This window comes from Terrabacter carboxydivorans (assembly GCF_039532035.1).
GTDB lineage: Bacteria > Actinomycetota > Actinomycetes > Actinomycetales > Dermatophilaceae > Terrabacter > Terrabacter carboxydivorans.
This window is the reverse complement of sequence record NZ_BAAARE010000003.1, coordinates 165706-187461: the sequence shown is the minus strand read 5'-3', so window position 1 is coordinate 187461 and position 21756 is coordinate 165706. Positions and strand designations below refer to the sequence as shown.

The following is a 21756-nucleotide window of genomic DNA, read 5'->3' as shown; positions in this document are numbered from 1 at the left end:
CATGGCGAATGGGTGACGTCGGCGCTTCGCGCGAGGTCGGCCGCACCCCTCGCGTCAGCAGCGCAGGTGGGCGGGCCTGGCGTCGAGCAGGAACCGCGAGCCGAGCAGGCCCTCGGCGCGCAGCGACATCAACGGCAGGGGAGCGGTCGCCCTCGTGCGTGACGGGGCGGCGCGGGTGACCTGCACGCAGACGCGAGCGTTGTCGAAGAGCCCCACCCAGAACGCGTGCCCGCGGTAGGGGGCGAAGTGGTTGAGGATCGCGGTCGGCTGGTGGTAGCCGAACCACTCGAGCCCGGCGTCGACGGTCTGGGGCTGGTGCCCGGCCCGGGTCAGGGCCTGTCCCATCTGCCACTTGGCCCCGTCGAAGGTCGCGGCCGCGTCGACCTGGAAGGCGCCGAGCACGGCGAGGCCCACGAGCCCGAGAGCACCGACGACGTGCGAGGACCGGGGCATCCTCGTCGGCATGGTCCGTCGGGCCAGCCAGACCACGGCAGCCGCGAGGTAGGGCACCACGGGGAACAGGTACCGGTCGCCGACCCACGGGACGAGCAGGCTGACGCCCAGCACGGTCACGAGCGTGGCCGCGCTGTAGGCCAGGGCAAGGACGAGCGCGGGCTCGCGCACCCAGAGGGCGTATGCCGGCTGCTTCGCCTCGGGGTCGACGCTCGCGGTAGGGGTGGTCGGGGTGGTGGTTGGAATGGCCGGGGCGGTCGGGGCTGGGCGGCCCGGTCGGTTCGTTCGGCCCTGGGTGCGGCGGACCACCCAGGCGAGCACCGCCTCGAGGATCCCGGCGACGACGGTGAGGGTGGCCGCGCTCGTCAGCACCAGGATCGCGACCCAGACGGGACGCGCGATGAGCGCGGGCTGGCCGCCGTAGAGCGTCTGGGGGTAGGCGCCGCTCGCGCTGACGTAGTTGCCGGTCAGGATCGGGTTGGGGCTGAAGACGGCGCGGGGCACGACGAGCACCAGCGCCACCGCCAGTGCCACCCACCGGCGCCACGTCCACGGCGTGTGGGGCCATCGCCAGAAGAGCATCACGGCCGGTGCGACCAGCAGGGCGCAGGTGAAGACGACGCGAACGGTGTTGTGGGCCGGGGCGGTCCAGTGCAGGTCGGGGGCGGCGCCGGGGCCGCTGAGCTGCGCCCGCCACACGTAGAGGGCGCCGGCGCACAAGAGCCAGACCAGACCCATCCCGACGGCGCCGATTCGCTCCCGACGCACCCGCACGGCCTCCGGCCCCGGGGTGGGGTTGCGCTGCAGGAGCCTGCGGGAGAGCAGGAAGCAGGCGAGCACGGCGATCGCCGATGCGACGGCATACTCCCTCACCGAGAAGGCGGCGAGCGCCAGGGTGAGCGACGCCGCGAGCCACGCCAACGGCCGTCGTCGTGCGGTCAGGGCTCTCAGCCCGGCCAGCAGGGTCAGGGCCTGCAGGGCGAAGCTCGGCCCGTCCGACATGAACGTCGGCCCGAGCGACCCGTAGATCGGGCCCAGAGCGAGGCACGCGACGCTGAAGACGGCCCAGCGGACCTCGAGGAAATGCCGGACCACGAGGTAGCAGGCCCAGAGGCCGATCGCGGAGAACACGGCCCCGAAGAGCTGCAGCGGGACGATCGAGGCGCCGAAGACCGCGATGACCGGCTGGGCCAGGAGGATCTGCCCCACCAGCATCGTCCGGGTGAACGGGTCGGGGGCGAACCAGCCCTGGTGGAGCGCGTCGAAGGCGGTCCGGTAGTAGCCCCAGTCGTCGTTGCGGGGGACTCCGAGCGCGCCGTCGAGTCCGGCGATCAGCACGTAGGTCGCCGCGATCGCGAACGAGCACGCCAACGCGACCCACCGCTCGCGAGCCGAGGCGCTCGCCACGACGAAGACCTCCCGGGCAGGGCGGCGCACAGCCAGACTCATGGGGCGGACGGTAGCCATGCAGCTTGGCCGTCCGATCACAGCCCGCTGGTCCTTTCATGACATCGGGGCATCGGCGATGGTTCACGGCGGGGCGGCGTGATGGCGGTGGACCCGAGCGCTGTTGGCTGGTGGCCGTGGGGACGGCCCAGGCACAGTCGGGCTCGTCATGCATCGGGCGGAGTCGTAGACGTCTGGTGCCCCCGGCAGGATTCGAACCTGCGACACCCGCTTTAGGAGCCGAATATGCCCTGTTTTCAGGGGGTTTGGGTTGGCTACTGGCGTGCGTGATCGCCTGTCGTTGTCGGGGCCTCGCGGGCGACCTGCTCGGACGCCATGTGCCACAAATGCGCCACGCGGGTCTGCGCAGTGACCGAGACGATCTGGGCTGGGCGGTGCCGCGCAGAAGGCGCTCTTGGATGCCAGCCGCGCGGGTCGTTGACACCGCCACGCGCTCGAGGTGGGCAGTGGTCCTTCTTGGAAGCCAGCCCCGCACACGCCGGCTGGGGCCTCCCTCGTCCCAAGCGCCTGCGCCTCAGCGAGAGACCAAGGTGGCAGCCGGTCCCGGTTTTGGCGGTAGCCAACTCAGGGTGCGTCACGCGTCGCTCCGAAGACGGAGTCAACGCGAGGGATCGGTGTGCGAGACTCCGCGCGTGACTTTCATTGTCGGGCGAAGAGCCTGGTCGTTCTGGGCCACCGTTCTCGTAACCATGGCGCTTGGCATGGTTCTCATCGGAGTTGTTACTTGGGACTTCCCAGGGCCGCCCATCGGCAAGGTGGTCTTGTTTGTTGGAGTCCCGGTCGCCCTGATCGTGGCGTCGCGTTTGTGGGTTGGATTCGGGCCTGACGGCTTGTCCATACCCGGCGTTCTTGGTCGCAAGCGCATCCCAGCCGAACAGGTTCAGAGCGTGAGCGTGGCGCAGCGGCAGGTCGGGACCCTTCCGCCGACACCGAGCCTTGTCCCGCAGCTGCACATGGCGGACGGGTCTGTGCGTGAACTGAAGGTCCTGACCGAGTACCTCTTTGTGCCCGGGGCGCGGAAGGGCTTTGAGCGGGGGATGCGTGAGGTTGCTGGCACGCTCGGGAAGCCGCTCGTCATGTAGTGGGCGCGGGGTGCGGTGGGGTGCGCGCAGGCGCGCCAGCGCCGGAGCGCGGGGTCCCCATCGCGGGGTCCCGCGCTTCTTCGCGCCGGAGGCGCGCTTGAGCCAGTACAGAAACTCTTCACGACCTCTAGCCCAAGTCACTGGCACGAGTCTCTGGCACATGTCACCCGCAACGTGAGACGGGACTCGATTCGGGACACGATCCCCTGAGGCGCCACCTCAGATGCATACGACGCGGGTGAAATCTCGGAACGCCTCCAGAGCACCCGTGGGAGAGTCACCCAACCGCACTGAGTTCAATTTCGCGAACGCCGATTCGGCGAAGACGTTGTCGAGCCCTGTGCGTTCCTCCAGGGTGGCCACCAATGTTCTGGCGTGGAACCACTGCGCGCAGGACAGGCTGGTTGGAAAAGCGCCCCCGTCCAAAGACACGGCACCAACTTGCAACACTTCACGGGCGAACGCCTTGGGATCCTGGTCTGCAATCTGCCGGATGACCCCCCAAACCTTCTCTACCTGCTCGGGATCGAGTCGAACTGACGCTGCCGCCAGCGCCACCAGCGCTCGCACCGCGGCAAGACGCACTCTGGCCTCATTGGTAAGTCTTTCGAGCTTGTCCAAAATGAGTTGAAAAGTCATGGCGTTTCGCTGTTCCAGCGCACAAATTCCGGCAAGCCGATACCAATCGCATAGCCTGTCGGCGGCGGCCGCGTCTCGATCGACCTCGGCGAGCACTCCCAGCAGAATGGTGGGCGCTTGATCTTCTGCAGCAGATGCATTGAGGGACAACTTGAGTAGAACGTCAGCCACTCCACTAGCGCCAGGAGCGGCGGTGTGAGTCGTTGAGAGAAGTGTGAAGAGATCGCGCAGAGCGGGGGCAACTGGGAAGACGTCGCCGCCTCTACTGGCACGGTCGGGGTTCGAACTTGAGAAGCGATGACGATATCGGTCCCGCTGGCCTTGAGCGCCAGCAAGGAAGATCGCCAAAACCCGTCCCGACTGCTCAGCGATGGCTTCTCCCAGTCGGGTATCGCCATCGGCTGCGCTGCGAAGAGCAAGGGCGGCGAGGGATATTGTCTGGGTGCTCACGTCTTCGTAGGGTTCCGCGGGCAATGGTGCCAGCAGCGCTCTTACCTTCTTCTGGATACCGCGAGGAAGCGCGCGGTTGCCTGCAGGGCGGAGGAACGCGAGCGGAACGCCGGAGGCGACGACTATTCCCATCGCACTTGTGATGTGCAGCCGCGAGCCCTCTGCGAATGTCGCATCCCGAAGGACGGCTTTCGTCAGTCTTCTACTCGGTAGAAGGACCCCTCGCGTCGGCGCAACGAAGCGCGCCACGTCATGTCCAATCAGTTCACTCGCGCCAGTCTCGACGAACGGCAGGGCGGCCAGGCCACGTTCCAGCTGGATAGCCCGCCATTGAATCGCCCCCCATTCCCTCCCCGCGCGTGCCCACTTGTGCAGATTTCGTTCCACGTAGACCTTGCATGCCTCTGCGGGGTCCGTTCGGCGGAAGATCCACACCAAAGCTACGGCCAGCCAGGCTAACGAAGCCCCTGTAAGAAGCAGTTCAGCCACGGTCCATATCGTCGGACGGGGCTTGGGCTGATAGGCGGTGACGCCGAGGAGAGTCAATGCGGAGGCGTACGAACCAAGAAGTGCGCGCGGTTGGCCCGCCACTCGCGCCACCGTGCTGGGGAGGCGGGTTGTCGAGAGCTGGACAGTGAACACGTTGATGGTGGCTATCAGCGCCGCCAGGGCGATAGCGCCGTCTAGAGGGACACCCGACACGTCGAGGTTCTCGAACAGTTTGGGTTGCGACCAAGAAAGCCATTGCGCAAGCGCAACAACAGCAATGGGTGAAAAGGCAATGATGGCTCCAGCCATTGCGCGTTGGACTCGCGCCCGTCGGCTAATCGAGATCGTGGGCGTGCGCCTGATTGGCTCCTGAAACGTTCTTTGATTTAGTTCCGCTACGTCACAGAATCTGAGCCATTCAGAGTTGGAGAGCTTGAACTCCTTGGCAGCGTTGATCATCCTCGCGGAAGGACTCGTAGACGTGGCTCGCACGGCTCTCGCAACGAAGTCGAGGCCTCCCCGTCGTGTCCCTTTTGAGTCATCACGTATGAAGCCGGCGAATGTCGGCTCGAGCTCCGGTCGCATCTCAAGAAGCCGAACCAGGGCGGTTCCTGCGTTAGTGCGCTTGGACTTCGAGTCGTAGGGGTCCACGGGCGCGGACGCCAGTTGCCATAGGACGCGAAGAACGTGACGTGCTTGCGCATCGCTGAGCCGTGAAGCGACTCTGGGAACCTGAAGTAGGGTCAGGTCGAGAAGCCGACTCCCGGTTGCCGCCGGACCGTCGAGCGCAATTGCGCTGTAAATGACATCGGGAAGTTCAGTGTCGAGATGGCTTTGTCGTGCGAACCAAATGGCTCCTTGGGCACGAAGTGCTTTAGGCAGCTTCGCGATGGCTGCAAGCGCCTCCCGTGATTCGCCTGCGCTTGCGGCTCGCCCCGTAATCACGCTATATGCAAATGGGTTTTCGGACAGCCAATCCGCAGCTTCCTTCTCATCTTCCTGATCGATAATGTCGGCTTGAACGGCCATTTTCGCTATGACCCGTGCGGCTGAATGATTTGTAAGCCAGGCATCAGGAGCACGACGTAGGAGCACGAGTAGGCGAGTAGCTAGCCAACCTACAGTTCGTGCTCGATTGCGCTTGAAGGTACGTAGATATCGAGCCCTGAGTGTCTCAGTTGGCAGCCGCAGGGCACTTTCTACAAGTTGATTGTGGCGATTCTCAGACAATCTATTCCCCTGTTTCTCTAGAGCCCACGAAAATGCTTCCGAATGCTGGCTCCATCCGCGCAAAGCCTTGGGAATAGATGTCTGTCTTCGCTGGCTCGGAGAGCCTCAATGCCGCAGGATTGAAGACCTCGGAGACGCGATTATCGATCAGCTCCAACTGGCGAGCAGCGAACGGCTCCATGGTCCGCGCCCAGTCGAGGGCCTCCTGGGGGACGTGTGTGGTTACGCCCTGGAAAACCTTCGAGGTAATCAATGTTTTGAGGAACGTATCTCTATTTGAAGAGTTCACGATCAACGGTTCCAAAAGACTCAGACCGTAATTGGACTGAGGCGCTTCAGCGCCCTTCATGCATAGTGCTGGTCTGACAGTCTCAGATCCGGACTCCGTTCTGATGACGGCACTATCTTTTCCGATTTCGAGTATGTTCTCGGGTCGGATCACCCACGGATTGCCTAGCGGTGCGGACTCAAGTGAGATCGCTCCCACGCCGCAGACAAAAGCATCACGCGCACAGTGGGCTGTCAGTGTGGATACACCGATTGCGTCCATCGCGTCTCGCGCGGCTTGCAACGCCTGGATGGGCGACGACCCCGCGATCCGCCATGGCTGCGTCATCATGCCAACGATGCCATCGATAGCGCCCCTTGCGGAGGGTAGGGTGTTATAGATGTGCCGCATTAGAGGCATTCGCGAGCGCACAGTTTCGTTTGACATGATCGTCGCTCGGTAACTGACGTGGAGCGAAAAACCTGACGCCCGAGCTCTCGCCTGAATGATCCTCGCCGCGTTTCGCCAGCCGTTCACCCGTATCTCTTCACCGACTATGTTGGTCGTTTCTTCGTCAACACGTGCTGCCTCTGACGAAAGTGTCTCTACGTCTTCCGCCGGGGTCTGAGCGACGAGTTCTTGGCGTGCGAGGAGCATGGCCAAAGAAGTTAGTGTCGACTCAATCTGAGTTTCTATAGATGTGTCCAGTACGCACGCCCACACTGTCGGGAATTCTTCAGAACTAGAATTGGGAGACTGCAGACTGCGACGCTCCCCATTCAGGATCGCGTCTACTTCGTCTGCAGAGGCCCACTCTGAGACTCGCTCGGCTACCCATTCGCTGCCGAGTTCTTGGAGTCCCGGGATTTGTGGTTCTGGAGGGACTGTATCTAGCAGAGATAAGACCCAGAAGCCATACAGGCTTGGGTTGAGGAAGCCGTTCTGTTCGTAGTGGCCGACTTCCACCCACAGAGGTTTTGAGGCAGGTGCAGGAGAACTCACCTCCTCGCACAGTTGGCTGAGCACGGCGGACGATGCGTCCCGATGCTCTGCAGTGACCTCAACGGGACCTGAGTCCCCGGACTGGTTCGGGATGCGCGCCACGAGGTGATTGTGCCATCGCTTCACTGATGGGACCTGGCGTGGCCGAGGGGCTAGGAGCCGTCATGAGCCCGTATAGCGACTTGCGCGTTGTGATGGGCGTCGCGGACGCGCTGAGCGAACGATTGGGACAGGAGGTTGTCGACGTCCTGAACTGGTTTCCATTGAACCGCGAGTGATTCGTCCGTTGCCAGCACTGGTGGGCTCATTGCGTCGCAACGAAAGACTAAGGCAACGATGCCTCGTTTCATGTTCTTGTAGACGCCAGTGAGAGGTCCCACCTCGACTTCCACGCCCGATTCTTCCCGGACCTCGCGCCGCAACCCCTCTTCGATCGTCTCGTCGAGCTCGAGGACTCCCCCTGGTGGTTCCCACTCCCCATTGTCGCGGCGCTTGATGAGTAGGACGTTCTCGCCGCTGTCGTCGAAGATCGCGGCGGCCACGCTGACCGAGTGCCGTGGAGTCTCGATGACGTCGTGGGTGCTCATCTGCCAAAGTGTAGGTACTACAGACGTCTGGAGGAGTGACCATGCTGGAGTTGGGCCAGGTGGACAAGGCCTCGGACACCCCTGCCTTCAAGCAGATCGCGACAGCACTGCGCGCGGCCATCCGATCGGGTCGGATTGCTCCCGGTGACAAGGTGCCCTCCGAGACGCAGTTGAGGGAGCACTTCGGCGTTGCGCGCATGACCGTGCGCCAGGCGCTGGGTGAGTTGAGTGCGGAGGGGCTGCTGGTCGCCGAGCATGGGCGCGGTGTGTTCGTCCGCGAGCGTCCGGTGGTGCGGCGCGTCGCCTCCGACCGATTCGCTCGGCGGCATCGCGAGGCTGGACAGGCTGCCTTCATCGCTGAGGCCGAGGGCGTCGGTGTCCCCTCCGTCGACGAGATCGAGGTCGGCAGCGAGGTGGCGTCTGGCGATGTGCGCGATTTCCTGTCCCTTCCGGCCCGGTCGAGGGTGGTCGCGCGTCGACGTCGCTACCTGATGGATGGCCAGCCCGTAGAGCTGGCTTCTTCCTATGTGCCGCTGTCGATCGCGAAGGGAACCGCGATCGAGAAGGCAGACACCGGCCCCGGCGGCATCTACGCGCGAATCGAGGAGGCTGGCCACGCGCTGGCTGAGTTCTCCGAGGAGGTTGCCGCTCGAATGCCCTCGCCGGAGGAACGACGCCGGCTGCGTCTACCGGCCGGGACACCGGTCCTCACTGTCCGACGAATCGCCTTTGACATCAACGGTTTACCCGTGGAACTCACGGACACTGTGAAGGCCGCCCCGAGCTACGTCCTCGAGTACCGGTTCCCGGCCAACTGACGCCATCTCTTGCTGCTTGTCTAGATGAGTGCTCTACTAGTGTCACGGAGCAACTGCTCTAGACGACTGGATGAGGAGCAAACATGGCAATGCAGAAGCGGTTCAAGGTTGGGTTCGGCGACGTCTTCCCGAACGGGGCGTTCCTCAAGGGCTCGGTTGAGCCCGTCCTGGACTTCAACGCGGAGAAGCGCGCAGACGGGTCGCGTCCTCAGCAGGTCGACCCGGAGACGGGCCTGCTTGTGTGGTCGGTCACGGTGCTTGACGCCGACGAGGAGGCGAGCAAGCGGGAGACCGCCGTGACGGTGAAGTTCTTCGCGAAGGTGCAGCCGGTGCCTCCGGAGAACAAGACGCCGTTCCCGTGGACGCCGGTCGAGTTCACCGGCCTCACGGCGCTGCCGTGGATCGAGGAGACGGCGATGGGTCGCGGTCGGATCTCGTGGTCCTTCCGGGCCGAGTCGATGATCGCTCCCGGCCAGTCGAGCCAGTCCGGCGCCTCGTCCGGCCAGGCCAAGGGGGCGGCGTAATGGGCGCCCCCGTTTCGGCCGGCCTGACACACTCGCGCGGCGTCCCGAGTGCGACGCGCGTTGCCGGGCACGTCGGTTCGACCCTGCGTATCGGAGGGGTCCTCGCCTGGGCAGTCGTGGGATGGACGTACCGGCACCTGCGCTGGGTCGTCTCTGTCGCGAGCCTCGCCTTCGCCGTGCGGCTTCTCCCGAATGGCCAGCCGTCCGGGATCCGGGTGCTCATCCTCGGCTGGGGCGTCCCGGCTGTGGTGGCGGTGGTGTGGGCTCGCTGGTGGCCGGCCTCGTACGAGCGGTGGGCAGCCGGTCCTCTTAAGCGGGCCTCGTGGCGCAGGTGGGCCCGTCGGCGCTGGCCGGTCCTGGCTCGGGAGTGCGGCTTGTCGGTGCAGCGTGACCAGCGCGCCAGCTGGTCCACCTCCGCCCTGCGTGCAGTCGCACCGGGCCGGCCTTCTGCTCGCTCGACGGTGTGGGTGCATCCGCGGCTCTGCTCGGTCACCGCCCGTGGCGTCACCCTGACGGTCACCGTTCGGGCCCGGACCGGCCAGACGGTCGAAGACCTGGAGAATGCTGCACCGGCACTGGCTGCTGCCGCGTCGGCGCGCTCGTTCCGTTGTCGCGCTCTCTCGCCATCGACCGTTGAGTACGTCCTGGTGATGGCCGACCGCCTCGGGCCCGTCCGTGCAGCTTCGGCCCCCGTCGATGTCCTCGTGGACGCGGTCCCGGTTGGTCGACGTCAGGACGGCACCCGGTGGCTGCTTCCGCTGACCGGGCGCCACACCCTCGTCGTCGGCTGCTCCGGCTCCGGGAAGGGGTCGATCTTCTGGGGCGTCTGTGGCGGCCTCGCCCCCGCCGTCCGCGCCGGGTTGGTCCGGCTGTGGGGTGTCGATCTCAAACGCGGCATCGAGGTCGGGATGGGCAGGCACCTGTTCTCCGACGTCGCCACCACTCCCGCTCAGGCCCTCGATGTCCTGAACCGGCTGCTGCGGGTCGTCGACGAGCGCGGGAACCGGATGGCCGGCGTCACCCGGCTGCACGAGCCCACGAGTTCGGATCCGCTGCACGTTCTCGCGATCGACGAGCTCGCCGTGCTGACCGCCTACGCCGACCCCGAGGTTCGCAAGGAGGCATCGCGGTTGCTGGCCGAGGTCCTGACCCAAGGCCGCGCCCTCGGCGTCATCGTCCTGGCGTGCGTGCAGGATCCCCGCAAGGAGGTCATCGGCCTGCGCGGCCTGTTTACCCAGACCCTCGCGCTGCGGCTTCGGTCGGCCGACGAGACTCGGATGGTCCTCGGCGACGGCGCCGCGGCCCTCGCACCCGCACACCGCATCTCGCCCTCGACGCCTGGCACCGCGTGGGTCATCGAGGAAGACGGGTCCGCCGACCGGGTTCGTGCCGACTTCTGGCCCGACGACCTCGTCCGCCACGTCGCCACACATAACCCAGCGCCCTACGTCCCCGACACCTCCAAACCCATCGAGCAGGTCGAGTCTGTTGAGGACGCGGAGGTCGACCGCGGATCGGCCGTGGACGTCGCGCCAGGCGGGGTCTCATCCGTGCGGTCGCGCAAGGCCCGGGCCCCGCGTCAGCCGCGGACTCCTCGACGGCCCCGGGTCACTGCTCCGCAGTCCCCATCAGAGGCGGGCTCGGTGTCGAGTTCGGACGTCGGACCGGAGGCGGCTTGATGAGCGCGCAGACTCCCCACCGCACCCTGCAGGCCGGGCACGGCCCGATGCTCCGTGCTCTCGCACGCGGTGGCTGGAAGGAACGCGGCACCTGCCGCCAGACCGACCCCGAGCTCTGGTTCGCCGACACCAGCCAGCGCACCAAGGCCCGCGCCGCATCCATCTGCGCCTCGTGCCCGGTTCGCCGCCCGTGCCTCGCCTGGGCGCTGGTCTTCGACGAGGAGTACGGGGTGTGGGGTGGCCTCGACGCGACCGAACGCCACACGCTCAAGCGACGGCTGACCACCGGGGAGACCCTTCTCGCCGTGCTTGCCGACGTACTGGGCTGGCCGATCGCCGCCCCGTCGAACCCGGAGGCTGCGTGACCCATGACGGTGCAGCAGTTCAGCCCGACGTCCCGCCACGCCGACACGGGATCGTTCCCCGGCTACAGCGCGGACGCCGGGCTGGACCTGCCCGACCTCTCACCCCGCCTCGAGCAAGAGATCACCGACCGGATCGTTTCCCGCGACTTCGACGCCTGGGCCACCACCGCCGCCCGGGTCGGCCACTGCACCAAGCCGATCCGCCTGCGCGGTCACGCCCAGACCATCGACGCGAGCACGGGCGAGGTCCTCGGGTCGTACTCCTCAGACGAGGAACCCCTCGGCGTCCTGCATGTCCGCTGCGGCAACCGCCGAGCCGCCGACTGCCCCTCCTGCTCGCGCGTCTACGCCGCGGACACGTTCCACCTGATCCGTGCAGGAGTCGTCGGCGGCAAGGGCGTCCCCGACACGGTGTCGGAGAACCCGCTCGTGTTCGCGACCCTCACCGCGCCCTCGTTCGGCTCGGTGCACGGCACCCGCAACGGACGACGCTGCCGCCCCTATCGAGCCAAGGACGAAGCAGACCGGTGCCCGCACGACCGGTCGACGGTCTGCCACGCCACCCACACCGACGGTGACCCGATGCTCGGGCAGCCGCTGTGCGGCGACTGCTACGACTACCCATCGCACATCGTGTGGCAGTGGTGGGCTCCCGAGCTGTGGCGCCGGTTCACCATCGCGCTGCGTCGCGTCCTCGCCCGCGTCCTGGGAATCAGCGCGAACCGGCTCGCGAAGATCGCCACCGTCCAGTTCGCCAAGGTCGCCGAGTACCAGCTGCGCGGCCTCGTCCACTTCCACGCCCTCGTCCGCGTCGACGGGAAGACAACCGACGGCGATTCGCACGCGCCGGCCCCGGTCGGGATCACCGCAGCCCTGCTCTCGACTGCGATCGAGTCCGCAGCAGCGTCGGTGTGGTTCGACGCCCCGCCCCTGCTCGGCGGTGACCTCGTCCGACGGCTCCGGTTCGGCCGCCAGGTCGACGCCCGACCGGTCCGCGACGCCCACCGGACCGACGACCCCGAGAAGCAACTCGAAGCCGAACAGGTCGCCGGTTACCTCGCCAAGTACGCGACGAAGTCCGCGACCGACTCGACCGACGCGACGAGCCCGCACCTGCACCGGCTTCGTTCGACCATCGCCCAGACCGTCGACCGGCAGCGCTTCGAAGCGGCCGCCACCGATGCACCGATGGCCCAGTACCCCTACGCGCTGCTGGGCAAGTGGGCCCACATGCTCGGCTTCCGCGGCCACTTCTCCTCCAAGTCACGCCGCTACAGCGTCACCCTCGGTCGGCTGCGCCGCGCCCGCGCCCGGTTCCAACGCCGCCTCGCCACCGCCAGCCGCGAGGGACGCACCCTCGACACCCGCGACCTCGACGAGCTCCTGGCTGACGACGACACCGAGACCACCCTCGTCGTCGGGCAGTGGACCTATGCCGGATCCGGCTGGGAGACCGACGGCGACGCCGAACTCGCTCGCGCCGCCGCAGCCCGCGCCCGCGAACACGCGCAATGGCGAGCCGCCCAGTCACGTACGCAAACCAACTGAGAGACAAGGAGATCGGAAATGAGAACGCCCCCCGTGCCGAGTGCACCCAAGAACCCTGCCCCGACGTGCGAGAAGCTATGGACCGTCGACGACGTGTCGGCCTTTCTCGGGGTGTCGAGGAACACGCTGTACCAGTGGCGCACCCGTGGTGAGGGTCCGCCGGCCGTTCGCCTGGGCAAGCACCTGCGCTTCGACCCGGACCGGGTCCGGGCGTGGTTCGGCGACCAGGTGGCCTGAGGTGGCCCACGTCGTCAAGGACAGTCGCAACGGGCGGTGGCTCGCTCGCTGGCGCGACCCGTCTGGGCGGCAGCGCAAGAAGTCCTTCGGTCGCAGGGTCGATGCCGACCGGTTCCTGGCGGCGCTGATGGCCGACCTTTATCGCGGCACGTACATCGACCCTGCGGCCGGCAAGCTGCTGTTCGCGGCGTACGCCGAGACGTGGGGCAGGGGACTGGCGCACCTCAAGCCCTCGACGGCCGACCGGTACCGCGACACGCTCCGGACGCACGTGCTGCCGCAGTGGGGTGGGTGGCCGATCGGGCGGATCGCCCACTCCGACGTCGCGGGGTGGGTCGGTGACCTGGCGTCGTCGGGCCTGTCGGCGGGGTCGGTCCGCAAGATCTACCTCGTGGCGTCGCTCGTGCTGGACGGGGCGGTGCAGGACGGGCGGATCGCAAGGAACCCGGCCAAGGGCGTCCGGCTACCGAGGCAGGTCCGGCGCGAGCCTCGGTTCCTGACCCCGGAGGAGCTCGCCCGGCTCGTCGACGCCGCTGGGGCGCATGGCCTGGCGATCGCCGTGCTCGGCCTGACCGGCCTGCGGTTCGGGGAGTTCGCCGCCCTGAAGGTGTCCCGGCTCGACGTCGAGCGGCGCCGCCTCACCGTCTCCGAGAGCGTGACCCGCGTCGGCTCGACCATGGTCTTCTCGACGCCGAAGACCCATCGCACCCGGTCGGTCCCGGTGCCGCCCGCCCTCATGCCTGCGCTGGTCGGCCTGTGCCAGGGCAAGGAGCGCGACGACCTGCTGTTCCCGGCCGCGATGGGTGGCCCGATCATCCTCAACAACTGGCGCCGTCGAGTGTTCGACCCGGCCTGCGCGGCTGCTGGCCTCGTCGGGGTGACGCCGCACGACCTGCGCCACACGGCTGCTTCGCTCGCAGTCCGCGGCGGCGCCAACGTCAAGGCGATCCAGCAGATGCTCGGCCACGCGTCGGCCGCGATGACGCTCGACATCTACGCGGGTCTGTTCCCCGACGACCTCGACGCTGTGGCCCTCTCGCTGGACATCCATGTGCCACAGATGTGCCGCAACGGGCCGGTCGGGCTGATCGAGGGGGGAGAGGTGGATGAGTGACACCGCCTCTGACCTGCGAAAACGTGTGGTGCCCCCGGCAGGATTCGAACCTGCGACACCCGCTTTAGGAGAGCGGTGCTCTATCCCCTGAGCTACGAGGGCGGGGCATGGCTGAACCCTCGATGGAAGCCGTGCTGCAACGAACGCTGTAACCCTCGCTGTAACCACGACCACGGGCCGGCCAACGTGGACAGGCTACTGGACCCTGGCGGCAAGCCCGCGCCTGGCTATGGCCGGGAGGAACGCGCTGCCGAGGAACTCGGCCTCGACCTGCTGGCGCAGCCTCACGAGCGGTCGCCGGCGATGAGCGTTCCCAGAGCCGACAGGGCCGTCGGGCTGGACCGGTAGTACACCCAGACGCCGCGCTTCTCCCGGTCGAGGAGGCCGGCTTCGTGCAGGACCTTGAGGTGGTGGCTGATGGTCGGCTGCGACAGCTCGAACGCGTCGTTGAGGTCGCACACGCATGCCTCACCGCCCTCATGCGAGGCCACGAGCGAGAGCAGGCGCAGGCGCACCGGGTCGGCCAGCGCCTTGAGCATCGGGGCGACGCGCTCCGCGGCCTCCTGGCTCAGCGGCTCACGGCTGAGCGGGGAGCAACAAGCGACGGCCTCGACCGGCGTGAGAGTCAACATCCGAGAGTTCGACACCCGCAAATATTGACAGATGTCGATTCCTGAGGGCAATTTCGAACCACAAGACATCGACAGTCGTCTATCTTCGAAGGAGTCGCCCACCATGAGCCGCGTCCAGCTCGCCATCAACGTCGAGGACCTTCAGTCCTCGATCGCCTTCTACTCGACCCTGTTCGACGCCGAGCCGGCCAAGGTCCGTCCCGGCTACGCCAACTTCGCCATCGCGCAGCCGCCGCTCAAGCTCGTACTCATCGAGAACCCCGGACAGGGCGGCAGCCTCAATCACCTCGGCGTCGAGGTCGCGGACGTCGATGCCGTCGACGCCGAGCAGGCCCGACTCGCCGGGCATGGGCTGGCCACCATCGACGAGCGGGGCACCACATGCTGCTACGCCAAGCAGGACAAGTTCTGGGTCGAGGGCGCCCCGAATGGTGAGCGCTGGGAGGTGTACACCGTGCTGGCGGACAGCCTCACCTTCAGCGGGCCTGGGCCCGCCACGGAGTCCTGCTGCGGCGTCAGCGAGGCCGCGGCGCAGGCGGCTCCCACGGCCAGCGCCTGCTGCTAGCCAGGCGCCCGCTCATCGCCATGACAGCAAGAGTGCTTCCGCGTTCCCTGAGCGCACTGGGGGCGACCCAGACGTCCGGCGACACCCCTACGGCATGGCGGCGTCAGACCAGGTCGAGCCGTTCCAGACATACGCCACGAGGCGGGGCATGGCCGGAACTCCCGCCGTAACCCGTGCTGCACCGAGCGCTGTAACTCTCGCTGCAAGCCCGGCCTTGGGGGCGGCCAACGTGGTGCGCACCATGCAGCCATGCGGCGGAACGCGACTTAAGACCCGTTCCCCCCCTCGCGCAGGGACCGGACCATGCTCCGCAGGATCCGGAGCGCGTCGGCCCTCTCGGTGTCGGTCAGGCCGCTCAGCATCCTGACCTCGACGGACCGGACGGCTGCAGTCGCTTTGGCAAGGCTCCGTCGGCCGCGAGGCGTGAGCCGCGTGGGGAGGGCCTTGCCGATGGGCGCCTCGGCGGGCCTGGTCACGTAACCGTCGCGCTCGAGGGTATGGAGCAGCACATTCATCGACTGACGAGTCACGAACGCGCCGCGGGCGAGCTCGGAGTTCGACAGGCCCGGTCGCTGCGCCAGCAGCTCGAGGCACGAGTAGTGCGTCACCGTCATCCCCAGTGGGCGCAGCACCTCCTCCATGGCTGCTCGGAGGGCGCTCGACGCCTCCTTGAGCAGGTAGCCCAGGGACGTCTCCAGGTCGACGCCTTCGTCGTCGCGCTCTTGACTCATGTCAGGAGTCTGACATACCTTCGTCTGTGTCAGATAACTGACACGACGAGAAAGAAACCATCATGCCTGTCACCGGTCCGGACTTCATCTCCTTCCAGGCGCGCGATCTCGCCGCCTCGCAGGCGTTCTACGAGCAGTACCTCGGTCTGGTCCGATCCCCGGCCGGACCTCCGCACGCCGTCGTCTTCGAGACGAAGCCGATCGCCTTCGCGCTGCGCGACGTCGTGCCGGGCACCGACCTGGCGTCTGTCGCCCAGCCGGGCATCGGAGCCGCGATCTGGCTGCACGCCACCGACGTCCAGGCCATCCACGACACCCTGGTCGCCGACGGCCACACCATCGTCACCGCGCCGGTCGACGGCCCCTTCGGCCGCACCTTCACCTTCGCCGACCCCGACGGCTACCAGGTGACCCTTCACGACCGCGCCTGACCCGCGCCGCCGAATCCCGCTCTGCCCCGCCCTTGAGGTCGCGCAGCTGCGGTTAGCCGGGGTGAGGAGGGCAGCGGCCTAGCGCGCCGTGGGAAGGGCGCCATCGGCCATAATGACGGCATGGGTGAACGTGCTCAGTCCCTGCAGGAGCCCGAGGTGCAGTCCGAGGTCAAGCCTGAAGTCCAGTCCGAGGTCTCGTCCGAGCTCCAGAGCGAGGTGGACGAGCTGCGGGCCCAGATCACCGTCAACAGATCGGACATCGACCAGCTCATCGACGGCTCGGTGGAGTCGTCGGAGCGCGTGGACGGGCTCGAGGGACGTGTCGACGAGGACCGCCGCAGGATCGACGGTCTCGAGGAGGCCGCTGTCGTCGACCACGAGCTGCTCCTCGAGCTCCAGGCCGCCGGTCTCGTCCGCGACGAGCTGACCACGCAGCTCCAGCTCGCCCTGCGCACGTCGCGCCGCATCGGGGCGGCCATCGGCATCGTCATGCTGGCGCGCAAGGTGGGCGAGGAGGCCGCCTTCGGCCTCCTGCGCACGGCGAGCCAGAACACGAACCGCAAGCTGCGCCTCGTGGCCGACGAGATCGTCGAGACCGGGGACGTGTCGCTGCTGCCCGCTGAGTCGCTGGGCCTGGCCGAGGACGCCGAGGCCGTCTAGCCCGTTCCGTGCGTGCCTGGAGAGGCCACCGCTGGATCCCGTATGCCGGGAAGCGCAGCCCACTCTCCCCGACCTGCCCGCGATTCCTCCGCTGCGTGGTCTGTCGCTGGCGGGACTACCGGGGTTCGTTGGTTAGCCTGCTGGAATGACCGACGCCCTCAGGACCGACCCTGCCCTCCCGGCGGAGTCGCCCTCGGGCGACCCGCGCGCCGACCGGGTCGCGGCGGCCGTCAAGACGTGGCAGCGCACGCTCGTCGACCTCGGCGGACGCAACACGCTGCTGTGGTACCGCGACCTCCCCTCGGGCACGCTCGACCTGACCACCGCGCATCCGGGCGGGGTCTCGATGCTGCTCGCCGGGCGTCGCACCCGCCTCTCCGACCTCGTGCGGGAGCCCGCCGCCTTCGAGGAGGCGAGGCGCCGCGCACGCGCCATCCGGTCGAAGGCCCTCGAGCTGCGCGAGGAGCGCGGCATCGCCGCCGGCTTCATCGCCATCGGGATGGCGACCTGGTCCGTCCCGCGTGCCGCGCGGCCGCCGGCCTCCCCGGTGCTGCTGCGCTCGTGCGTGCTGCGCCCGACCGGCGCCGCCCAGGAGGACTTCGAGCTCGACCTCGGGCCCGAGGCGGAGTTCAACCCCGTGCTGCGCGAGTACCTCCGCTCCGAGCAGGGCATCGAGATCGACGCCGACGCGCTCGCCGACCTCGCCAGCGCCGGCAACGGCTTCGACCCCTACCCCGTGTATGCCGCCCTCGGCCACCTCTGCGAGCGCGTCCCCGACTTCGAGATCACTCCACGGCTCGTGCTCGGCACCTTCTCCTACGCCAAGCTGCCGATGGTCGCCGACCTCGCCCTGCAGGGCGCGGCCCTCGCCGACCACGACGTCGTCGCGGCCCTCGCCGGCGACGAGTCGGCGCTCGCCGCCGTGCGGCTCCGCGTGCCAGACAGCGAGCCCGACCCCGACCCGGAGCACGAGTACCTCGTGCTCGACGCCGACTCCTCCCAGCACGCGGCCATCGACGCCGTACGCGCCGGCGCCCACCTCGTCGTCAAGGGACCTCCCGGCACGGGCAAGTCACAGACCATCGTCAACCTCATCGCCTCGCTCGCGGCGGAGGGCAAGTCCACCCTCTTCGTGGCCGAGAAGCGCGCCGCCATCGACGCCGTGCTGAGTCGCCTCGACCGCCTCGGCCTCGGCGACCTCGTGCTCGACGCCTACGACGGCCCCACCAACAAGCGCGCCACGGCCCAGCAGTTCGCGAGGAGCCTCGAGGCGGCCATCGAGAACGACGCGCCGGACAGCGACCGCACGACCTCGACCCTGCGGGAGCGTCGCTCCCGGCTGCAGCGACACGTCGAGGCCCTGCACGCCGTGCGCGACCCGTGGGGCGTCTCGGCGCACGAGGCGCAGGAGGCTCTCGTCGAGCTCGGCACGCGCACGCCCCCGCCGACCTGTCACGTGCGCCTCGCCAGCCGCGAGCTCGCCGGCCTCAGCCGCACCCGCGCGGTCGAGCTGGGCCGGCGCCTGCGTGACGCCGCCGGGCTCGGAGCCTGGACGCGCGACGGCGACGACCCGTGGTTCGGCGCCCGCATCCTCAGCGCCGACGACGCCTCGCGGGCCCTCGACATCACGACCAAGCACAGCACGAGCGGGCTCGACGACGCCGCTCGCCAGCTCAACCGCATCCTGTCGGAATCCCATGTGCCAGAAGCGAACTCGCTAGCGGACTGGAAGTCGGCGTTCGCGACGATGGCCAGCGTCCGAGAGACGCTCGAGGTGTTCCGTCCCGAGGTCTTCGACATCCCGCTCAAGGAGCACATCGCCGCCACGGCCACCCGCGACTGGCGCGAGGCTCGCGACGTCGAGATGGGCTGGCTCGACCGGGTGCGCATCCGGCAGCAGACCAAGCGCCTGCTCCGGCCCGGGCGCCCGCCGGCCAACCTGCACGAGGAGCTCGTGTCGGCGAGCGAGCAGCGTGAGCACTGGTTCGAGCTCGTCGGCGGAGGCGGCCGGCCCGAGATCTCGCCGCGCCTCGACGAGGGGCTCGCACTCTTCGCCGGGCTCACCGCCGACCTCGAGTGGCTCGACGAGCGGCTCCAGCCCGGTCCCGACGGGCAGACGCTGACCTCCCTTCCGCTGAGCGACCTGCGCGAGCGGCTGGCCGCCCTGGCCGGCCGACCCGACCGCATCGCCGTGCTGCCGCAGGTGACGGCCGCCCTCGACGAGCTGCGGGCCGCCGGGCTCGGCGTCGTCGTCGACGACCTCGCCGCCCGCGGGATCCCCACCGACCAGGTCACGGCCGAGGTCGAGCACGTGTGGTGGGCCTCGCTCGCCCAGGAGATCACGGTGCGCGACCCGGCATACGGCGCCCACGACGGTGCCGGGCTGCGTCGCGACGTCGCGGAGTTCGCCGACGCCGACCGTGCCCACCAGGCGGCCACCGTCGAGCGCGTGCGCGCCGCCGTCGCGCGCAACGTCCGCGAGATCCTGGCCGACCACCCGGCCCACGAGGCGCTCGTCCGGGCCGAGGCCGGCAAGGCTCGCCGCCACCGGCCCCTGCGCGACCTCATGAACGTGGCCTCCTCGACCCTCACCGCGATCAAGCCGTGCTGGGCGATGAGCCCCCTCGTCGTCGCCTCCACCCTGCCCCCGGGGCGCTGGTTCGACGTCGTCATCTTCGACGAGGCGTCGCAGGTGCAGCCGGCCCAGGCGATCTCGGCCATCTCGCGCGCCCGTCAGGTCGTCGTCGCCGGTGACGAGCGGCAGCTGCCGCCGACCAACTTCTTCACCGTCGTGTCCGACGACGAGTCCGAGGCGGCCCCGGCCGACGAGACCCTGACCGAGGGTTTCGAGTCGGTGCTCGACGTGCTGGCGGCCGCGCTGCCGACCCGCAACCTCACGTGGCACTACCGCAGCCGCGACGAGCGGCTCATCTCCTTCGCCAACGAGGCGATGTACGACGGTCGCCTCACGACCTTCCCCGGCACCTCCCTCGACTCTGCGGTCACCTTCGAGCCGGTCGACGGGCAGGCCGTCGTCCAGCCCGGCGTCGACACCATCGAGACGACCGACGGTGAGGTCGCCCGTGTCGTCGAGCTCGTCCTCGAGCACGCGCGCACCAGGCCCGGCGAGTCGCTGGGCGTCATCGCGCTCGGCATCAAGCACGCCGACCGGCTCGAGGAAGCGATCACCGAGGCCCTGCGCACCGCGCCCGACGTCGCCGCCTTCTTCGACGACGCGCGGGCCGAGCGCTTCTTCGTCAAGAACCTCGAGCGCGTCCAGGGCGACGAGCGCGACGCCATCATCCTGTCGATCGGCTACGGCAAGACCCCGCACGGGCGCGTGCTGCACCGCTTCGGCCCGCTCAACAACGAGGGCGGCGAGCGGCGCCTCAACGTCGCCATCACCCGCGCCCGGTCACGCATGACGGTCGTGTCGGCGCTGCGGGCGATCGACCTCGACCCGGGTCGCCTCAAGGCCCGCGGCGCCCTGATGCTGCGCGACTTCCTCGCCTACGCCGAGACCGGCGGGGGAGCCGGCGACGAGGACACGCTCTTCGCGACGGCGACCGTCAGCACCGACCCGTTGCGCCACGATCTCGCAGAGCGCCTGCGCCGCCACGGCCTCACCGTCCACGAGGACTACGGCACGGCGAGCCACCGCATCGACATCGCCGTCGAGGACCCCTACCACCGCGGGCGCGCGCTCATCGCCGTCGAGACCGACGGGGAGCGGTATGCCGCCCTGCGCAGCACGCGCGACCGTGACCGCCTGCGCCCGGAGCAGCTCGCACGTCTCGGCTGGGTGCACGAGCGGGTGTGGAGCACCGACGTGTTCCGCGACCCCGCCAGAGAGATCGCCCGCATCGTCAACCTGGCTCGCACGGCCTCGCCTCCGGTCGCGGACCAGTCCACCGAGTCGTCATCGGACGGTGCACCCGATGAGGTCGTCGTGGACGCCTCCGAGGGCGACCATGGCGCGCCGACCGACGGCGCGAACTCGGGCGAGACGGTCGCAGCCGAGGCTCCGGAGCCGGTCGAGACCCCGGCTCCGAAGCGCAAGCGTCGACGCGTCTTCCGGAAGGGCACGGCAGCCGAGACGACGCCCGAGAGCGATGCCAGCGAGCCGGGTGCGGCGCTCGGTCGCAGCAGCGACGAGCTCGACCTCGGGTGGGGCGAGCGGCCGTCCGGCTCCGGCCTCGGCGACCGCTGGCTGCAGGAGCAGCGACCACCGCACTACGAGTGACCGACGCCATCCGCCGGCGGGCTCGGGCTGCACGACTGCTCGGGATGCCGGCGGAATGCCGCGACGCCGCGCCGCGTTGAGTGGCTCATGAACACCACGACTCCGTTCTCGCTGCGCCTCTCCTGGGCCGAGGGTCTCTTCGAGCGAGGTGATCACGCGGCCGCGGCCACCGCACTGGCCGAGCTCGTCGACGAGGTCGAGTCGTCCCGCGAAGGCTCGACCGAGTCCGACGCCGTGCTGCACTCGGTCACCGACCTGCGCCTGATGCTGGCGCGCGCCTACTTCCAGTCCGCCCAGCTCGGGCGCGCCGAGGCGACGCTGAACCAGGTCATCGAGCAGTCGCCGACCGACTCCTATGCGCACCTGCTCCTCGGTCGGACGCTGCAGCGCGCTGGTCGTCACGCCGAGGCCGCCCGTCCGCTGGCGCTGGCCGAGGTGCTCGGCGACTACGAGCGCCCGCAGGCCTACGGCAGCGCCGCCACCCCGGCGACCGACCCAGCCTGACCCGCCCACCGCCACGCTCGAGTGGCCCCGTCGTCACA

Annotated in this window: 19 protein-coding genes and 1 tRNA gene; 13 read left to right on the top strand and 7 right to left on the bottom strand. The window is 68.5% G+C overall.

Annotated features, from left to right (window positions below; genetic code table 11):
* Positions 1 to 54 precede the first annotated feature (54 nt).
* Positions 55 to 1902, bottom strand: coding sequence for a glycosyltransferase family 39 protein (locus ABD297_RS04595; protein ID WP_344253412.1), 1848 nt, complete (start codon positions 1900 to 1902; stop codon positions 55 to 57).
* Between the two features lie 650 nt (positions 1903 to 2552).
* On the opposite strand from ABD297_RS04595, the gene ABD297_RS04590 reads away from it, so the two are divergent.
* Positions 2553 to 3002 carry a hypothetical protein gene (locus tag ABD297_RS04590; RefSeq protein ID WP_344253410.1) on the top strand — a complete coding sequence of 150 codons (450 nt, stop codon included), beginning with the start codon at positions 2553 to 2555 and terminating at the stop codon, positions 3000 to 3002.
* A 219-nt stretch (positions 3003 to 3221) separates the two neighbouring features.
* Here the strand turns inward: ABD297_RS04590 and ABD297_RS04585 are convergent, their stop codons facing one another.
* From ABD297_RS04585 to ABD297_RS04575, 3 genes are all read right to left on the bottom strand, one after another.
* Positions 3222 to 5609, bottom strand: coding sequence for a hypothetical protein (locus tag ABD297_RS04585; protein ID WP_344253408.1), 2388 nt, complete (start codon positions 5607 to 5609; stop codon positions 3222 to 3224).
* A gap of 202 nt (positions 5610 to 5811) precedes the next feature.
* Positions 5812 to 7182: a hypothetical protein gene (locus tag ABD297_RS04580; RefSeq protein ID WP_344253406.1), complete on the bottom strand. Its 1371-nt coding sequence runs from the start codon at positions 7180 to 7182 to the stop codon at positions 5812 to 5814.
* A 50-nt stretch (positions 7183 to 7232) separates the two neighbouring features.
* Positions 7233 to 7667, bottom strand: coding sequence for an NUDIX hydrolase (locus ABD297_RS04575; protein ID WP_344253404.1), 435 nt, complete (start codon positions 7665 to 7667; stop codon positions 7233 to 7235).
* Between the two features lie 41 nt (positions 7668 to 7708).
* Between ABD297_RS04575 and ABD297_RS04570 the strand changes: the two genes are divergently transcribed.
* The 7 genes from ABD297_RS04570 (at position 7709) to ABD297_RS04540 (ending at position 13952) form a co-directional block, all read left to right on the top strand.
* Complete coding sequence (locus ABD297_RS04570; RefSeq protein WP_344253402.1) at positions 7709 to 8485, top strand: GntR family transcriptional regulator; 777 nt, start codon at positions 7709 to 7711, stop codon at positions 8483 to 8485.
* A gap of 83 nt (positions 8486 to 8568) precedes the next feature.
* Complete coding sequence (locus ABD297_RS04565; protein ID WP_344253400.1) at positions 8569 to 9009, top strand: plasmid replication, integration and excision activator; 441 nt, start codon at positions 8569 to 8571, stop codon at positions 9007 to 9009.
* Positions 9010 to 9659: 650 nt separating this feature from the next.
* A complete protein-coding gene (locus tag ABD297_RS04560; RefSeq protein WP_344253399.1) occupies positions 9660 to 10688 on the top strand; it encodes an FtsK/SpoIIIE domain-containing protein in 1029 nt (342 codons plus the stop codon).
* A complete protein-coding gene (locus ABD297_RS04555) occupies positions 10688 to 11053 on the top strand; it encodes a WhiB family transcriptional regulator (protein ID WP_344253397.1) in 366 nt (121 codons plus the stop codon). Before ABD297_RS04560 ends, ABD297_RS04555 begins: the two co-directional genes overlap by 1 nt.
* A 3-nt stretch (positions 11054 to 11056) precedes the next feature.
* Positions 11057 to 12601, top strand: a complete 1545-nt coding sequence (locus ABD297_RS04550) for a replication initiator (RefSeq protein WP_344253395.1) — start codon at positions 11057 to 11059, stop codon at positions 12599 to 12601.
* An 18-nt stretch (positions 12602 to 12619) separates the two neighbouring features.
* Positions 12620 to 12838 (top strand): helix-turn-helix transcriptional regulator, encoded by a 219-nt coding sequence (locus ABD297_RS04545; RefSeq protein WP_344253393.1) that lies wholly within the window; start codon positions 12620 to 12622, stop codon positions 12836 to 12838.
* Between the two features lies 1 nt (position 12839).
* Entirely contained in the window at positions 12840 to 13952 is a 1113-nt protein-coding gene (locus tag ABD297_RS04540) for a tyrosine-type recombinase/integrase (RefSeq protein ID WP_344253391.1), read from the top strand.
* A gap of 26 nt (positions 13953 to 13978) precedes the next feature.
* On the opposite strand, the gene ABD297_RS04535 is transcribed toward ABD297_RS04540, so the two are convergent.
* Positions 13979 to 14054: transfer RNA gene (locus ABD297_RS04535), tRNA-Arg, on the bottom strand.
* 182 nt (positions 14055 to 14236) lie between these two features.
* Positions 14237 to 14584 (bottom strand): metalloregulator ArsR/SmtB family transcription factor, encoded by a 348-nt coding sequence (locus tag ABD297_RS04530; protein ID WP_344253389.1) that lies wholly within the window; start codon positions 14582 to 14584, stop codon positions 14237 to 14239.
* Positions 14585 to 14687: 103 nt separating this feature from the next.
* On the opposite strand from ABD297_RS04530, the gene ABD297_RS04525 reads away from it, so the two are divergent.
* Positions 14688 to 15149: an ArsI/CadI family heavy metal resistance metalloenzyme gene (locus tag ABD297_RS04525; RefSeq protein WP_344253387.1), complete on the top strand. Its 462-nt coding sequence runs from the start codon at positions 14688 to 14690 to the stop codon at positions 15147 to 15149.
* A 266-nt stretch (positions 15150 to 15415) separates the two neighbouring features.
* On the opposite strand, the gene ABD297_RS04520 is transcribed toward ABD297_RS04525, so the two are convergent.
* Complete coding sequence (locus ABD297_RS04520; RefSeq protein WP_344253385.1) at positions 15416 to 15880, bottom strand: MarR family winged helix-turn-helix transcriptional regulator; 465 nt, start codon at positions 15878 to 15880, stop codon at positions 15416 to 15418.
* Positions 15881 to 15942: 62 nt separating this feature from the next.
* On the opposite strand from ABD297_RS04520, the gene ABD297_RS04515 reads away from it, so the two are divergent.
* The 4 genes from ABD297_RS04515 (at position 15943) to ABD297_RS04500 (ending at position 21718) form a co-directional block, all read left to right on the top strand.
* Complete coding sequence (locus ABD297_RS04515) at positions 15943 to 16311, top strand: VOC family protein (RefSeq protein ID WP_344253383.1); 369 nt, start codon at positions 15943 to 15945, stop codon at positions 16309 to 16311.
* A 120-nt stretch (positions 16312 to 16431) separates the two neighbouring features.
* Complete coding sequence (locus ABD297_RS04510; protein WP_344253381.1) at positions 16432 to 16971, top strand: ANTAR domain-containing protein; 540 nt, start codon at positions 16432 to 16434, stop codon at positions 16969 to 16971.
* A gap of 145 nt (positions 16972 to 17116) precedes the next feature.
* The gene (locus tag ABD297_RS04505) at positions 17117 to 21214 is read left to right on the top strand and encodes an AAA domain-containing protein (RefSeq protein ID WP_344253379.1); all 4098 of its coding nucleotides are present in this window, start codon (positions 17117 to 17119) and stop codon (positions 21212 to 21214) included.
* A gap of 87 nt (positions 21215 to 21301) precedes the next feature.
* Positions 21302 to 21718: a tetratricopeptide repeat protein gene (locus ABD297_RS04500; RefSeq protein WP_344253377.1), complete on the top strand. Its 417-nt coding sequence runs from the start codon at positions 21302 to 21304 to the stop codon at positions 21716 to 21718.
* Positions 21719 to 21756 lie beyond the last annotated feature (38 nt).

Coding starts and splice junctions, on each gene's coding strand:
- ABD297_RS04595 (WP_344253412.1), bottom strand. CDS start 1,902: ATGAGTCTGGCTGTGCGCCGCCCTGCCCGGGAGGTCTTCGTCGTGGCG.
- ABD297_RS04585 (WP_344253408.1), bottom strand. CDS start 5,609: ATGGCCGTTCAAGCCGACATTATCGATCAGGAAGATGAGAAGGAAGCT.
- ABD297_RS04575 (WP_344253404.1), bottom strand. CDS start 7,667: ATGAGCACCCACGACGTCATCGAGACTCCACGGCACTCGGTCAGCGTG.
- ABD297_RS04570 (WP_344253402.1), top strand. CDS start 7,709: ATGCTGGAGTTGGGCCAGGTGGACAAGGCCTCGGACACCCCTGCCTTC.
- ABD297_RS04565 (WP_344253400.1), top strand. CDS start 8,569: ATGGCAATGCAGAAGCGGTTCAAGGTTGGGTTCGGCGACGTCTTCCCG.
- ABD297_RS04560 (WP_344253399.1), top strand. CDS start 9,660: ATGGCCGACCGCCTCGGGCCCGTCCGTGCAGCTTCGGCCCCCGTCGAT.
- ABD297_RS04555 (WP_344253397.1), top strand. CDS start 10,688: ATGAGCGCGCAGACTCCCCACCGCACCCTGCAGGCCGGGCACGGCCCG.
- ABD297_RS04550 (WP_344253395.1), top strand. CDS start 11,057: ATGACGGTGCAGCAGTTCAGCCCGACGTCCCGCCACGCCGACACGGGA.
- ABD297_RS04545 (WP_344253393.1), top strand. CDS start 12,620: ATGAGAACGCCCCCCGTGCCGAGTGCACCCAAGAACCCTGCCCCGACG.
- ABD297_RS04530 (WP_344253389.1), bottom strand. CDS start 14,584: ATGTTGACTCTCACGCCGGTCGAGGCCGTCGCTTGTTGCTCCCCGCTC.
- ABD297_RS04525 (WP_344253387.1), top strand. CDS start 14,688: ATGAGCCGCGTCCAGCTCGCCATCAACGTCGAGGACCTTCAGTCCTCG.
- ABD297_RS04520 (WP_344253385.1), bottom strand. CDS start 15,880: ATGAGTCAAGAGCGCGACGACGAAGGCGTCGACCTGGAGACGTCCCTG.
- ABD297_RS04515 (WP_344253383.1), top strand. CDS start 15,943: ATGCCTGTCACCGGTCCGGACTTCATCTCCTTCCAGGCGCGCGATCTC.
- ABD297_RS04510 (WP_344253381.1), top strand. CDS start 16,432: ATGGGTGAACGTGCTCAGTCCCTGCAGGAGCCCGAGGTGCAGTCCGAG.
- ABD297_RS04505 (WP_344253379.1), top strand. CDS start 17,117: ATGACCGACGCCCTCAGGACCGACCCTGCCCTCCCGGCGGAGTCGCCC.
- ABD297_RS04500 (WP_344253377.1), top strand. CDS start 21,302: ATGAACACCACGACTCCGTTCTCGCTGCGCCTCTCCTGGGCCGAGGGT.